This is a genomic window from Streptococcus moroccensis, assembly GCF_030812835.1.
Lineage (GTDB): Bacteria > Bacillota > Bacilli > Lactobacillales > Streptococcaceae > Streptococcus > Streptococcus moroccensis.
In genome coordinates, this window is the sequence record NZ_JAUSTM010000005.1 from 58,323 (window position 1) to 72,715 (window position 14,393).

The window sequence follows — 14,393 nt, forward strand, 5'->3', positions numbered from 1 at the left end:
CATTATGTTTGATGCCTTAATCGAGATGGTCACATCTTCAGGCCTCTTTGCTTTAGATTTTAAAACCTTGATTGCCTTAGGGATTGCCTGTGTCTTTCTCTACTTGGCTATTGCCAAAGGCTATGAGCCTTATTTGCTCATTCCCATTGCATTTGGAATGTTATTAGTAAACTTGCCACTTGGTGGTCTGATGGATGCACCTGTTGATGGTTCGGGAGGCGGTTTGATTTACTACCTCTACCAAGGGGTAGATAAGGGGATATACCCACCGCTTATCTTCCTTTGTTTGGGAGCTACCACAGACTTTGGTCCCTTGATTTCCAACCCTAAGACCCTCCTTCTAGGTGGAGCGGCTCAAGTTGGTATCTTCGTTGCTTTGCTAGGTTCTATCATGTTAGGCATGACGGGTCCAGAGGCAGCTTCGATTGGGATTATCGGCGGTGCTGATGGCCCGACAGCTATTTACTTGTCTAGCCAGTTAGCCCCACATCTCTTGTCAACGATTGCCTTGGCTGCCTATTCTTACATGGCCTTGGTACCGATTATCCAACCGCCCATTATTCGTGCTTTGACGACTAAGGAACAACGTAAAGTGAAGATGGAACAGTTGCGACCTGTTTCCAAAAAAGAAAAGATTCTCTTCCCGATTGTGGTTACGATCTTTACAGTTTTACTGTTGCCATCGTCAGCTCCACTAATCGGAATGCTAATGCTAGGTAACCTGATTAAAGAATCTGGTCAAGTGCCAAAAATTACTGAGACACTCTCCAATTCAATGATGTACATTATCACGATTCTTTTGGGTGTTAGTGTGGGTGCAAAAGCTAAGGCAGATGTTCTCCTATCACCAGATACCCTTAAAATTATCCTTCTCGGCTTGGTTGCCTTTGCAGCAGGTACAGCAGCTGGAGTCCTGATGGGACGGTTAATGTACCATCTCACTAAAGGGAAAATTAATCCAATGATCGGTGCCGCAGGTGTGTCAGCAGTTCCGATGGCAGCTCGTGTTGTTCAGGGTGTCGGTGTCGAAGAAGACCCTTCAAACTTCTTGTTGATGCATGCCATGGGGCCAAACGTTGCCGGTGTTATCGGCTCTGCCGTTGCAGCAGGTGTGCTCTTACAATATTTCGGATAATTTAGTTATCATATCATTCTCATCACATAGAAAGGATCGTCTAAAAATGAGTTTTGACATTAAACAAGCTGGTTTAGCAGGGACCTTAGAGTCTTCTGATATTCAAGTGGTTATTGAACCAGCTACAGGACAAACCATTGATTTGACGTTGCAAAGTTCTGTTGAAAAACAATTTGGACGCCAAATCCGCAAAGTGATTTTAGAAACGCTTGACAGTCTAGGAATCACAGCAGCAAAAGTGGAAGCTGTTGATAAAGGAGCCTTGGATTGTACAATTAAGGCGCGCGTTATCGCTGCAGCACATCGTGCCAACGGTACAGTAGATGCGATTAACTGGGAGGAGATTGAAACATGGAACGTTTAAGAAGAACAATGATGTTTGTCCCAGCAAGTAACGCTGCTATGCTAAGAGATGCCAATCTTTACGGAGCAGATTCAATCATGTTTGACTTGGAAGATTCTGTTTCCTTGAAAGAAAAAGATTCTGCGCGTTTCCTTTTGTACCAAGCAGTTAAAACCTTTGATTTTGGAGATACTGAAACCATCGTTCGGATCAATGACCTTGCGGCAGGTGGTCGTGACGATGTTGAAGCCATGGTTCGTGCAGGCATTGACTGTATTCGTCTTCCTAAAACAGAAACAGCGCAAGACGTTATCGATGTGGCTGAAGTGATTACAGAAGTCGAAGAAAAAATCGGCCGTGACATTGGCTCAACCAAGATGTTTTGTGCCATCGAAGGGCCAACTGGGGTCTTTAATGCCTTAGCGATTGCGACAGCTAGTGAGCGTGTAGTAGGGATTGCCCTTGGAGCCGAGGACTATGTAACGTCAATGAAGACAAAACGTTATCCTGAGCGTAATGGGGAAGAACTGTTCTTTGCTCGGTCTATGATTGTCCACGCAGCACGTGCTGCAGGTATCGCAGCTGTCGATACAGTCTTCTCTGATGTAAACGATATGGAAAACTTCCGTCGTGAAGTGGAACGGATCAAACAACTTGGCTTTGATGGCAAATCTGTTATCAACCCACGTCAAATTCCTGTGGTCAACGAAGTCTTTGCCCCAACAGAAAAAGAAATTGACAATGCACACCAAGTTATGTTTGCCATTGCAGATGCTGAGGCTAAGGGGTCTGGTGTCGTTTCCTTAAACGGTAAGATGGTTGATAAACCAATCGTGGAACGTGCACAGCGAGTGCTCGCTTTAGCAGCTGCGGCAGGATTGATAGAAGAAGAGGAGGCTTAAGATGGTTGTAAACAAATTAGGACGAGACATTCCTCAAGAGTACGCAGATCAATTTGGTGTTTTTGAAGGTGAACTTGAAAACATTAAAGACTATCAGGAATCAACGCGTACCATCAAGCCTGCTAAACCTCGCGATGAAAAGTTAGTGGGATCAATCCGTGAAGCGATTGAAAAAACGGGTCTTAAAGATGGCATGACCATTTCCTTCCACCACCATTTCCGTGAAGGGGACTATGTCATGAACATGGTCATGGATGAAATTGCCAAGATGGGCTTTAAGAATTTATCGATTGCCCCAAGTTCAATTGCCAATGTCCATGAGCCTTTAATCGAGCATATCAAAAACGGTGTCGTGACCAATATCACCTCATCTGGACTTCGTGACAAATTAGGAGCTGCTATTTCTGAGGGAATCATGGAAAATCCTGTTGTCATTCGCTCGCATGGTGGCCGTGCCCGTGCCATCGCCCGTGGTGATGTTCACATCGATGTGGCCTTTCTCGGAGCTCCAAGTTCTGATGAATACGGTAACGCTAACGGAACCAAAGGTAAGGCCGTTTGTGGGTCCCTTGGTTACGCCATGGTTGATGCAAAATATGCGGATCAGGTTGTTATCATTACCGATACCTTAGTCCCATATCCTAATACGCCAATCAGTATTCCTCAAACAGATGTTGACTATGTGGTGGTTGTTGACGAGATTGGAGATCCTAAGGGGATTGCCAAAGGGGCTACCCGTTTTACTAAGAATCCAAAAGAACTCTTGATTGCAGAATACGCAGCAAAAGTGATTACGAATTCACCATACTACAAAGAAGGCTTTTCTTTCCAAACAGGAACTGGTGGAGCATCCCTAGCAGTTACACGCTTTATGCGTGAAGCCATGAAAAAAGATGGCATCACTGCTAGCTTTGCCCTTGGTGGGATTACCAATGCCATGGTTGAACTTCTAGAAGAAGGTCTGGTTGAAAAAATCATCGACGTTCAAGACTTTGACCATCCATCAGCACTCTCGATCGACCGTAATGCTGGTAAACACTACGAGATTGATGCCAACATGTATGCTTCACCGCTTAGCAAAGGATCTATGGTCAACCGTTTAGATACATGTATCCTTTCAGCCCTTGAGGTTGACACAGACTTTAACGTCAATGTTATGACAGGGTCTGATGGGGTCATCCGCGGGGCGTCAGGTGGACACTGTGATACAGCCTTTGCTTAAAAGATGAGTCTAGTTATCTCACCTTTGGTACGCGGACGCATTCCGACCTTTGTTGAAAAAGTCAACACTGTTATCACACCAGGTACTAGTGTTGATGTCGTGGTAACGGAAATCGGTATCTCAGTTAACCCGAACCGTCCTGACCTAGTTGAACACTTCAAGGACCTGAAAGTTCCTCAATTCACTATTAAGGAATTACAGGAAAAAGCCTATGAAATTGTAGGCAATCCTGATCCGATCGAATATGGTGATAAGGTTGTTGCCTTAATTGAGTATCGTGATGGAACACTCATTGACACTGTTAAAAATATAAAAAATTAAAACATTTTTGGGGGAGGAAAATTTCATGAAAAAGATGAAATTTCTAGGTTTGCCACCTGTACTAGCTGCAGGTCTTATCGTTATCTGTTTGGTAACAATGTATACGGGAGCTTTGTCAAAAGATTTGGCAGGTGCCTTTGCTATCATGCTGTCAATCGGTGTGATCTTTAATGAGATTGGGAAACGTATTCCAATTTGGAACACCTACATCGGTGGTGGTTTGGTATTAGCCTTCTTAGGAAGCTCTGCCTTAGTTTATTTCAATGCTATTCCTGAGGAATATGTAGAGTTGATGAACTTTGCAACAGAAGATGCCAACTTCTTGACGCTCTTCATCGTTATGTTGATTACAGGATCCATTTTAGGGCTTGAGCGCAAACTCTTGTTACGTTCTATGGCTGGATACATCCCTGCGATCTTAGGTGGTGTGGCTGGAGCTGGCTTACTCGGGATTCTCTTTGGTTTGTTGTTTGGTATCAACCCAGCCGACGTTATGATTAAATACGTCCTTCCAATTATGGGTGGTGGTAACGGTGCTGGTGCTGTTCCGCTCAGTCAAATTTATGAAAAAACGACTGGTCAACCAGCAGCAACTTACTATAGTTTTGCCATTACAATCCTAACTATTGCCAACATCTTTGCCATCATTACAGCAGGTATCTTAAATGGTATCGGTAAAAAACAACCTAAATTGACTGGTGATGGAAAAAGTTTGATGCGTAAGAGCAGTGAAATTGAAGTTGAAGAAGAAACTGTTAAACTTTCTATGATTGACTACGGTGGTGCTTTCCTTCTTGCCCTGTCTTTCTATGCTTTAGGACGTCTCTTTAGTGAGGTCTTATTACCAACGGTCTTTGGTGTAGCTATCCATACCTTTGCTTACATGATTATCTTCGTGGTTATCGCTAACGCAACAGGTATCATTCCTACTTATGTCCGCAAGGCGGCAACAGTGCTTCAAAGCTTCTTCACGAAAAACATGATTCTCATCATCATGGTAGGTGTCGGTATCGATACAGACCTTGGAGAATTACTAGCAGCTCTTACCTTCTCAAACGTTGTCATGGCCTTGGTGATCGTTATTGGTGCTATCCTTGGATCAGCTATTGTCGGCTACCTTGTTGGTTTTTACCCTATCGATTCAGCCGTTACAGCTGGTCTTTGTATGGCTAACCGTGGTGGTTCTGGAGACTTGGCCGTTCTTGGTGCGGCAGAACGTATGGACTTGATCTCATACGCCCAACTTTCTTCTCGTCTCGGTGGTGGCCTTGTCCTTGTCATTGCAAGTATCATCTTCGGAATGTTCTTGTAATCCGAATAATAGTATAAACTCAAAGAAGGCTGGACAGTTGCTCAGCCTTCTTTAAATGGTCATGGTTAAACGTCAAGCGCTCAAAAAATAGGGGAACAGCCGGGCTGATTAGCTATTGGGACTCCATAAGCTAGCAAAGGGAGTCGAAAAAGGGGAGAAAATATGTTTGAAACAGGTCAGTCCGTTACACTGCAGGACGTATTGAATGCACGGGAATCAAGGGTTCAGTTGCAAAATGAGTTGCTGAAGCAATACGAAGGGAATACCCTCATCAACTACAAATGCAATATTCCAGGACCAATCAAAAATAATGCCGCTATAAAAGCCCTTTTTCAACAAGGGTTTAATGACATTATCCGGTCAATCGTTGACCATAATGTTCAGGTCATTGACCAAAAAGTGATCAATTGGAAAACAGGTATCGAAGCCTTCATCATGGTAGCCCAACCTCCGAAAGAGGTTAAAAAATGGATGGTTGCCATAGAGGAGAATTCGCCACTGGGCCGTTTGTTTGATATTGATGTCATCTATCGTGATCAAGATTCCAAACAAGAGCAGGTTCAAAGCATTTCTCGGACGGATCTCGGGTTTCCTGAGCGAATGTGTTTGATTTGTGATCAACCAGCTAAAGCCTGTGGGCGCAATCGGACCCACTCTGTTGAAGAAATGCAGGCTTTTATCAGCCAGCTAGCCAAGGATAATCACTTGGTTTAAACCTTCCAAAACTAAAAAAGTCCAGCAGGTGGAGAGAAGACTTCTGTTCCTGCTGGATTTTTTTAATTGGGTTAATAGTGGACGACATTGTCCTGCGCTTTAATGTTTGCGATAATAGGAGCGGCTTCAGGACTTTTGAAAAAAGCCAATGTGGATTCTGGAACAAGATTTTTAAGACTTTCGAAATCACCTAGCTGGATCAGTTGGCGGACGGTGGAAGCACTAATCGGATTACTGGAGATAGCTTTGCGAGGGACTAGGACAAATGAGATGCCTGCCTGTGGGAGGACATCAGACATCACTTGGTTGTATAGATTGGTTACCATACTATGCGGTTCCTCGCCAACATAGCGTTTTTGAATCCCCAGTTTTTTAGCGATTTGACTAAAAATATGTAAATCCACGGCAGCCTGACTGCGAATGACAGCTTCACTGTCTTTTTGAAAATAACTTGGGAAGGTGGACTGGCTAATCATATAAGAATCCGTGTCATGATAGATCAGGTTGTCCAGATGAGCAGTCCCAGATTTGACCAGTTTCTTTCGAACGGTAAAAGGCACCAGACTGCTATCTTCGCTAACAATAAAGAGGTGGACAAGGTCATTTTCCTGCGCAGCTTTTTCGATCAGGTAGAGGTGACCTAACGTGAAAGGATTGGCATTCATGACCACAGCGGCTACTGAGGAGACATTATGCTGAGGTTTCTCTAGCTTGTCCAGATAATTGTGGAAGCCATTTTTTTTATTTTCCAAAAAGACAATGTCTTGACTTCTAACGATTTCATAAAAACCTAAGTCACTAAAAAACTGGGCTGTCTCTGGTTTGGTGTATAAAAAGAGATGCCTGTGGCCTCTGTCAAACTGATAGGTTGTCAGATGGCTGAGGATGAGGTTCATAAAGCCTTCACCCTGGTAGCTTTGGTCGACTGCTAGACATCTCAACGTGTTGCCATAGCAAGATCCTGTGGCAACCAATTGATTATCGTCATAAATCCCACAACTGTAGTCGAGATTAGCGTCTTTTTGAATCCCTTCTGTTGTTAGTAGCTGTGTGAGCTGTTGTTGGCCTTTTTGATCAAAAGGATAGATGGTAGAAACCGTCCAAGACATAGAAACTCCTCTCTTATTGATGCGACATCCTTTACTAAATCAATCCTTCTAATTGCATAAAGAAGTAGCCGAGCGCAAGGAGGTCAGCGCTGCCCCCAGGGCTAAGATGGCGCTTGATTAGCTCTTGGTCATAATCGGTCAGCCACTGGTAGAACTCCTCAGTGGCCAAGTTTTGAACAGTGACGGTAAGGCATTCTTCTTTGATGGTTTCCCAGGCTTTAATGCCTCCACGATGGATAATGTTGCCGTCTTCAACTTCACTCATCAATAGAACTAGCGCCCTCAAAAAAGCTTCTTCTTGACCAAACTGGGTTATATAACCCCTCAACGCTGGCAACAAAAGATCCTGCAAGGTCTGATAGCCTGATGCTGCTTCGCCCCTGATACCTGTTAACCCATACTCACAATAAAGTTTTTCCCCATAGGAGAGCTTTTTGGTCTGATCGATGGATGCAAAATCAGCCATGACACAATCATGGCACATTTCCTTGATGAGGGTTAAGACCTTTTGGCTATCCGTTGCTGTTAGAAGCCCTCGCTTTTCCGTCTGGCCACGGTAGTAGCCTAGAGCAACGAGAACCAAGGCAAAGGAAAAGTTGGCTCCCTTATGTGTATTGGTGCCATTTGTGGCCTCAAACATCCCTTTTTCAGCGTCAACGCCAATTACTCTAGCACGGTCAAAAAGCAGTGGCAGGGGGCCATGGTGGCGATTTCCAGCCTCTAGATAGGCCTCAAAATAAGGAATGAGACTCAGGCTGCTATCGATAAAGAGTGTGAGATCCATATCGTGATGAGCACCAGTATTAAAGCGGTCCACCAGGCCAGGCTTTGGACTCAAACTAACCTCGTATAAAAGGCTTTTAACAGCCATGGTGACAATGTGAGCATCTGTAAAACTATCCAATGTGGCGACGCTCCATTTCATCTAGGATAAAACGAAGGGAGAAATCAAGGTGTTCATTGGTAATTCTACGTATGGTCTCCTCATCCTTTTCTTTCATGGCTTCGTAGAGGCCCCAATGCTCTTCTAGGGCAATATGGCGACGTTTCGAAGACCGGATAGACACATCTCTGAAATAAATCAGGTATTCCCTCAAGGTTTGAACGATGTTTTGCATTCGAGGCATCTGACTTTTCTCATAAATAAAGTGATTAAAATCCGTAAAGTTTTGAAGCAAGGCATCAACCTCATCAGCAGCATCTAGCCGATTGCCTTCTTCTAGAAGGAGACGTAGTTCTTCAAAATCTTCTGGGGTCATGAGTTGAGCAGCCTTGATGGTCGCTAAGGAATCAAGGGCCTTTCGAATATCGAAAATCTCATAAGCGTCTGCTAAGCTGACACCGCGTACAACGACACCGACCTTTGGAGTGTGTTCAACGAGACCTTCTTTAGCAAGCTCTTGTAGGGCGTACCGGATAGGTGTTCTACTGATATTTAATAGCTCTGCATATTCTTTTTCATTAATGCGCTCCCCAGTTGGTATTTCACGGAGAATGATTGTCTTTCGAAAAGCTTCATAAATGCTTTCCTTTAAAGTTTTTTGAGAACTCTGTTGAAAGTTTTTCTTCACACTGTCGATATAAGGATTCATAAACGTTCCTTTCTCATCATAAATCGTCGACCATCTTTTAGATTATTACCATTATACACTAAACCTTCCTAAAAATGTAGCCTAGATTTTTTAAGATTCTGTTGTTAGGTCATCTTTGATAGTAATGCTTAGCAGTTAGCAAAGGGAATTTGAACCTACTGGTAACATTCCTCTTTTAAACTAAGCCATAAACAATAATTTTCTGAAAAGACCCAGTTAAATGATTGAAAAATCATTGAAGAAGTGGTATAATCTAGAATTGTAAGGGTTATCAGAAGGATAATTCATAAATTTGTAAAACAAAAAGGAGAAACCATATGGCTTCAAAAGATTTCCACGTAGTGGCAGAAACAGGTATTCACGCTCGTCCAGCAACTTTGTTGGTTCAAACAGCAAGCAAATTCTCATCAGATATTACTCTTGAGTACAAAGGTAAATCTGTAAACTTGAAATCAATCATGGGTGTTATGAGTCTTGGTGTTGGCCAAGGTGCTGACGTGACTATCTCTGCTGAAGGTGCAGATGCTGACGAAGCACTTGCTGCTATCACAGAAACAATGGAAAAAGAAGGATTGGCATAAGACATGACAGAATTGCTTAAAGGAATCGCAGCATCTGACGGTGTTGCCGTTGCTAAAGCATATCTACTTGTTCAACCGGATTTGTCCTTTGAAACGATTACAGTTGAAGACACAAACGCAGAAGAAGCTCGTTTGGACGAAGCACTTGTTGCTTCTCAAAACGAGCTTCTTCTTATCCGTGAGAAAGCAGTAGGTAGCTTGGGCGAAGAAGCGGCAGCAGTATTCGATGCCCATTTGATGGTTCTCGCTGACCCTGAAATGGTTGGTCAGATTAAAGAAACAATCCGCGCTAAAAAGACAAATGCTGAAACAGGTCTTAAAGAAGTAACAGACATGTTTATCACTCTCTTTGAAGGTATGGATGACAACCCATACATGCAAGAGCGTGCAGCAGATATTCGTGACGTTGCGAAGCGTGTCTTGGCTAACCTCCTAGGAGTTAACCTTCCTAACCCAGCAGCCATCTCTGAAGAGTCAATCGTTATCGCACACGATTTGACACCTTCTGATACAGCTCAGTTAGACAAAAACTTTGTTAAGGCCTTCGTTACCAATATCGGTGGACGTACGAGTCACTCTGCTATTATGGCACGTACCCTTGAAATTGCAGCTGTCCTTGGTACAAACAACATCACAGATCGTGTGAAATCTGGTGATATCTTGGCAGTAAACGGGATTACTGGTGAGGTTGTCATTAACCCAACAGATGAGCAAATCGCAGAATTCAAAGCAGCTGGTGAAGCTTATGCTAAACAAAAAGCTGAGTGGGCTCTCTTAAAAGATGCTCAAACAGTAACAGCAGATGGCAAACACTTTGAGTTGGCTGCCAACATCGGTACACCGAAAGACGTTGAAGGGGTTAACGATAACGGTGCTGAAGCAGTTGGTCTTTACCGTACAGAGTTCCTCTATATGGATTCGCAAGACTTCCCAACTGAAGACGAACAGTACGAAGCTTATAAAGCTGTCCTTGAAGGCATGAATGGTAAACCAGTTGTGGTCCGTACTATGGATATCGGTGGAGATAAGGAATTGCCATACTTCGATTTACCAGACGAAATGAACCCATTCCTTGGTTTCCGTGCCCTTCGTATCTCTATCTCTGAGACTGGTGATGCCATGTTCCGTACACAGATTCGTGCACTCTTGCGTGCTTCTGTTCACGGTCAACTACGTATCATGTTCCCTATGGTTGCCCTTTTGAAAGAATTCCGTGCTGCTAAGGCAGTCTTCGATGAAGAAAAAGCGAACCTCTTAGCAGAAGGCGTTGCCGTAGCTGATGACATCCAAGTCGGTATCATGATCGAAATCCCTGCAGCGGCTATGCTTGCAGACCAATTTGCGAAAGAAGTAGACTTCTTCTCAATCGGTACAAATGACTTGATCCAATATACGATGGCTGCAGACCGTATGAACGAACAAGTGTCATACCTCTACCAACCTTATAACCCATCAATCCTTCGTTTGATTGACAATGTCATCAAAGCAGCTCACGCTGAAGGCAAATGGGCAGGTATGTGTGGCGAAATGGCTGGTGACCAACAAGCTGTTCCCCTTCTTGTCGGAATGGGCTTGGATGAGTTCTCTATGTCAGCAACATCTGTTCTTCGGACACGTAGCTTGATGAAAAATTTGGATTCTAAGAAGATGGAAGAGTACGCTCGCCGTGCTTTGACAGAATGTTCAACAGCTGAAGAGGTTATTGCCCTTCAAGCAGAATACGTTAACTAAAAGCTATTTAAGAGACTGAGACATTATTCTGGCCTCCTTAATGGGGATCTGTCAGAAAAGTGGATTCGTTTGTCCCTCGGCCATTAGGCCAATAAATGATCAATCACAAAGCCCTCACTAGAATAATCTATCTAGTTAGGGCTTGTGGTTGATTTTTTTTGATTTGGCGAGTGATGATGGTGTCAACTATTAGTCAGTTCTATACCGTTTTACTTGCAGTGACGGAATATTGTGTGTCAATATCAAATGAGGGTTTAACATGAAAAATCCCTAGAAAAATGGTATAATCAAATGATTATACTGCCACTCAGCGAATAAACTGAGATTCTGAGGATGGAAAAGGCGATGCAGTCTGTCATGAATAGTGAATGATTGCTGATCTGCCCAAGGGGCCAAAGCTTATATGATATGAAAATTTCTCATGCCATTAGGTCTGAAAGCCCATCATTTATCATCTCAGAGGCGATTAGGTCTATAACGCCGCTCATAGAGATCTATTTCAGAAATAGGAAAAATCCAGCTATCTTGTCAGAAAGGAGCCTTATGCAACACGTTTTTATTATTGGGAGCCGAGGGTTGCCAGCTACTTATGGTGGCTTTGAAACCTTTGTAGACCAACTCGTCTCCAATCAGCAAAGTGACCAGATAAAATACCATGTTGCCTGTCTTTCAGATGAGAAAAGTCACCAGCATTTTGACTATAAAGGGGCAGATTGCTATACCATCAAGGCTCCTAAGCTTGGGCCTGCTCGAGTGATTGCTTATGACATGATGGCCATTCAATACGGTCTTCAATTAGTCCGAGAGCAAGGGATTCAGCGTCCCATTTTTTATATCTTAGGCAATACTATTGGTGGGTTTATCAAACCCTTTGCCAAGCGAATCCAGCAGGCGGGTGGCCTCTTTTTGATCAATCCAGATGGGTTAGAGTGGAAACGAGCCAAGTGGTCTAAACCCGTTCAGTCCTATCTAAAACATGCTGAAAAGGCCATGACACAATCGGCTGATTTGGTGGTTGCTGATAATGCAGGAATTGAAAGCTACTTAAAGGAATCCTACCCGTGGTCCAAGACGACCATGGTTGCCTATGGCACTGACTTGACTCCTTCACCCTTAACTGGTCAAGACAAACAAGTCCGAGATTTCTATGAGAAATGGCAGACTGCTGAGCAGGACTATTACTTGATTTTAGGACGATTTGTTCCTGAGAATAATTATGAAACGAGTTTGCGTCAGTTCATGGCATCACAGACCAAACGAAAGCTCTTAATCATAGCTAATCATGAGAGTAATCCGTATTTTGAGGAGCTTAAAGCTGTCACAGGGTTTGATCAGGATGACCGTATTCATTTTGTAGGCACAGTTTATGATCAGGACTTGCTTAAGTATATCCGTGAGCAGGCGTTTGCCTACATTCATGGACACGAGGTTGGTGGAACCAATCCAGGTCTCCTTGAAGCTTTGGCCCATACGGATTTGAACCTGGTCTTAGGGGTTTCCTTTAACCAGCAAGTGGCTCTTGACACAGCCCTATACTGGTCTAAGGACGATGACAGTTTGGCGTCTTTGATTGATCAGGTTGATCAGGGAGAAAGTCGCTCTGACTTAGGTCGTAAGGCCAAGGCTCACATGCTGGAAAATTACACTTGGGAGAAAATTGTCTCCACTTATGAGGAGTTATTCTTATCATGAACGTCATGATTCTCATGGCCACCTACAATGGTGAGCAGTTTTTAAAAGAGCAGATTGAAAGCATCCGCAAGCAAAGCTTCAAGGACTGGACGCTACTGATACGTGATGATGGGTCGACCGATCAAACGCGTCATATCATAGCAGAATACGAAAAGAGAGATTCACGGATACGATTGCTCAATCCAGAGCATTCTGAAAATCTTGGCGTCATTAAAAGTTTTTTTACTTTGCTAAAGGCTGAAACAGCAGAGTATTACTTTTTCAGTGACCAAGATGATGTTTGGCTGGAAGATAAACTCGCCAAACAATTAGAGATGGCTAACACCTATCCACAGGATAAACCTCTGCTGGTCTATACAGACCTTAAAGTGGTTGATCAAGGGTTGACCGTTATGCACGAGAGCATGATTCGCACTCAGTCACATCATGCCAATACCAATTTACGACAAGAACTAACAGAAAACACGGTCACAGGTGGGACCATGATGATTAATCATGCCCTGGCAGACTTATGGACGGATGCAGAAGATCTCCTCATGCACGATTGGTATTTGGCCCTCTTAGCGTCAGCTTTCGGCCATCTGGTCTATCTGGATTGTCCAACAGAACTTTATCGGCAACACGCCTCAAATGTTCTGGGGGCACGTACCTGGCGAAAACGGATGAAGAACTGGCTACGGCCGTCCCTGCTCTTTCAAAAATATTGGACCTTGATTAAGGACTCACAACGACAGGCTAAAAAGCTCTTGGCCCTTCCGTTAAAGGCTCAAGACCGTTCTATGGTAGAGGCTTTTGTTCATATCATGGATCAACCTCTAATGGAGCGTATCAAAACCTTAAAAGCCTTTAACTTAGGTAAGAACCGCACTTTTCACACCTTTGTTTTTCGAAGCCTTATCATTACAAAATTTGCTTATAGGAGAGATGAATCTCAATGAATTTTTTTAACAAACGTAATCGTATCCTTTTAAGGGAAATGATTAAAACGGATTTTAAGTTACGCTATCAAGGCAGTTTGATTGGGCATCTGTGGTCTATCTTAAAACCCTTAATGCTCTTTACGGTGCAATACTTTGTCTTTGTTCGTTTTTTGAGATTGGGAAGTGATGTGCCCCACTTTCCAGTTGCCCTGCTACTAGGGATGGTCATGTGGAATTTCTTCCAAGAATCAACAGCCATGGGACTGACATCCATTGTGGCGCGTGGCGATTTGTTGCGTAAATTGAATTTTTCCAAACAAATCATCGTTATCTCATCCATTGCTAATGCAGCCATCAACTTCGGGATTAACCTGATAGTTGTCATGCTCTTTACGGTTTTAAATGGGGTGCCGATTACAATCAAATGGCTTTGGATTATTCCACTCTTTTTAGAATTATGCTTACTCTCGACAGGTGTAGCGTTCTTATTAGCGACCTTGTACGTCAAGTATCGGGATATCGGACCGGTTTGGGAAGTTATCATGCAGGCTGGCATGTATGCAACACCAATCATCTACTCACTGTCGCTTGTGCTGAATTACAGCCAGACAGTTGGGAAGTTAATTATGCTCAATCCTCTGGCTCAAATGATCCAAGATGCCCGTCACCTCATGATACACCCGGCCAATATTACGACCTGGAATCTGATTAATAACCCATTGATTGTTGCGATTCCATATGTGATCCCTGTGATTATTTTTGTCATCGGGCTCACCGTGTTTAATAAAAATGCCAGTCGCTTTGCGGAGATTTTATAAG

General features: G+C 43.5%; 13 protein-coding genes and 1 pseudogene. 11 read left to right on the forward strand and 3 right to left on the reverse strand.

Annotated features, from left to right (window positions below; genetic code table 11):
- Positions 1-4: 4 nt before the first annotated feature.
- The 6 genes and pseudogenes from J2S23_RS03550 to citX all read left to right on the forward strand — a co-directional run bounded on the left by J2S23_RS03550 (position 5) and on the right by citX (position 5,949).
- Positions 5-1,135: a sodium ion-translocating decarboxylase subunit beta gene (locus J2S23_RS03550; protein ID WP_307121383.1), complete on the forward strand. Its 1,131-nt coding sequence runs from the start codon at positions 5-7 to the stop codon at positions 1,133-1,135.
- A gap of 46 nt (positions 1,136-1,181) precedes the next feature.
- Positions 1,182-1,499 carry a citrate lyase acyl carrier protein gene (gene citD / locus J2S23_RS03555; RefSeq protein ID WP_307121384.1) on the forward strand — a complete coding sequence of 106 codons (318 nt, stop codon included), beginning with the start codon at positions 1,182-1,184 and terminating at the stop codon, positions 1,497-1,499.
- A complete protein-coding gene (locus J2S23_RS03560; protein ID WP_307121385.1) occupies positions 1,487-2,380 on the forward strand; it encodes an aldolase/citrate lyase family protein in 894 nt (297 codons plus the stop codon). The genes citD and J2S23_RS03560 overlap by 13 nt, the downstream gene beginning before the upstream one ends.
- A gap of 1 nt (position 2,381) precedes the next feature.
- A pseudogene (citF, locus tag J2S23_RS03565) lies at positions 2,382-3,923 on the forward strand (citrate lyase subunit alpha).
- Positions 3,924-3,948: 25 nt separating this feature from the next.
- On the forward strand, positions 3,949-5,235 hold the full coding sequence (locus J2S23_RS03570) for a 2-hydroxycarboxylate transporter family protein (protein ID WP_307121386.1): 1,287 nt from the start codon (positions 3,949-3,951) through the stop codon (positions 5,233-5,235).
- A 162-nt stretch (positions 5,236-5,397) separates the two neighbouring features.
- Positions 5,398-5,949 (forward strand): citrate lyase holo-[acyl-carrier protein] synthase, encoded by a 552-nt coding sequence (gene citX / locus J2S23_RS03575; RefSeq protein ID WP_307121387.1) that lies wholly within the window; start codon positions 5,398-5,400, stop codon positions 5,947-5,949.
- Positions 5,950-6,020: 71 nt separating this feature from the next.
- Here the strand turns inward: citX and citC are convergent, their stop codons facing one another.
- Genes citC through J2S23_RS03590 form a run of 3 tightly spaced genes read right to left on the reverse strand, consistent with a single transcriptional unit; the run spans position 6,021 to position 8,650 of the window.
- Positions 6,021-7,058, reverse strand: a complete 1,038-nt coding sequence (gene citC, locus J2S23_RS03580; protein WP_307121388.1) for a [citrate (pro-3S)-lyase] ligase — start codon at positions 7,056-7,058, stop codon at positions 6,021-6,023.
- A 34-nt stretch (positions 7,059-7,092) separates the two neighbouring features.
- Complete coding sequence (citG, locus tag J2S23_RS03585) at positions 7,093-7,983, reverse strand: triphosphoribosyl-dephospho-CoA synthase CitG (protein ID WP_307121389.1); 891 nt, start codon at positions 7,981-7,983, stop codon at positions 7,093-7,095.
- A complete protein-coding gene (locus J2S23_RS03590) occupies positions 7,955-8,650 on the reverse strand; it encodes a GntR family transcriptional regulator (RefSeq protein WP_307121390.1) in 696 nt (231 codons plus the stop codon). The genes citG and J2S23_RS03590 overlap by 29 nt, the downstream gene beginning before the upstream one ends.
- 317 nt (positions 8,651-8,967) lie before the next feature.
- On the opposite strand from J2S23_RS03590, the gene J2S23_RS03595 reads away from it, so the two are divergent.
- From J2S23_RS03595 to J2S23_RS03615, 5 genes are all read left to right on the forward strand, one after another.
- Positions 8,968-9,231 (forward strand): phosphocarrier protein HPr, encoded by a 264-nt coding sequence (locus J2S23_RS03595; RefSeq protein WP_168549411.1) that lies wholly within the window; start codon positions 8,968-8,970, stop codon positions 9,229-9,231.
- 3 nt (positions 9,232-9,234) lie between these two features.
- On the forward strand, positions 9,235-10,962 hold the full coding sequence (ptsP, locus tag J2S23_RS03600) for a phosphoenolpyruvate--protein phosphotransferase (RefSeq protein WP_307121391.1): 1,728 nt from the start codon (positions 9,235-9,237) through the stop codon (positions 10,960-10,962).
- A gap of 543 nt (positions 10,963-11,505) precedes the next feature.
- On the forward strand, positions 11,506-12,654 hold the full coding sequence (gene cps2T, locus J2S23_RS03605; protein ID WP_307121392.1) for a beta 1-4 rhamnosyltransferase Cps2T: 1,149 nt from the start codon (positions 11,506-11,508) through the stop codon (positions 12,652-12,654).
- Positions 12,651-13,592: a glycosyltransferase family 2 protein gene (locus J2S23_RS03610; RefSeq protein WP_307121393.1), complete on the forward strand. Its 942-nt coding sequence runs from the start codon at positions 12,651-12,653 to the stop codon at positions 13,590-13,592. Before cps2T ends, J2S23_RS03610 begins: the two co-directional genes overlap by 4 nt.
- The gene (locus tag J2S23_RS03615; RefSeq protein WP_307121394.1) at positions 13,589-14,392 is read left to right on the forward strand and encodes an ABC transporter permease; all 804 of its coding nucleotides are present in this window, start codon (positions 13,589-13,591) and stop codon (positions 14,390-14,392) included. Before J2S23_RS03610 ends, J2S23_RS03615 begins: the two co-directional genes overlap by 4 nt.
- Position 14,393 lies beyond the last annotated feature (1 nt).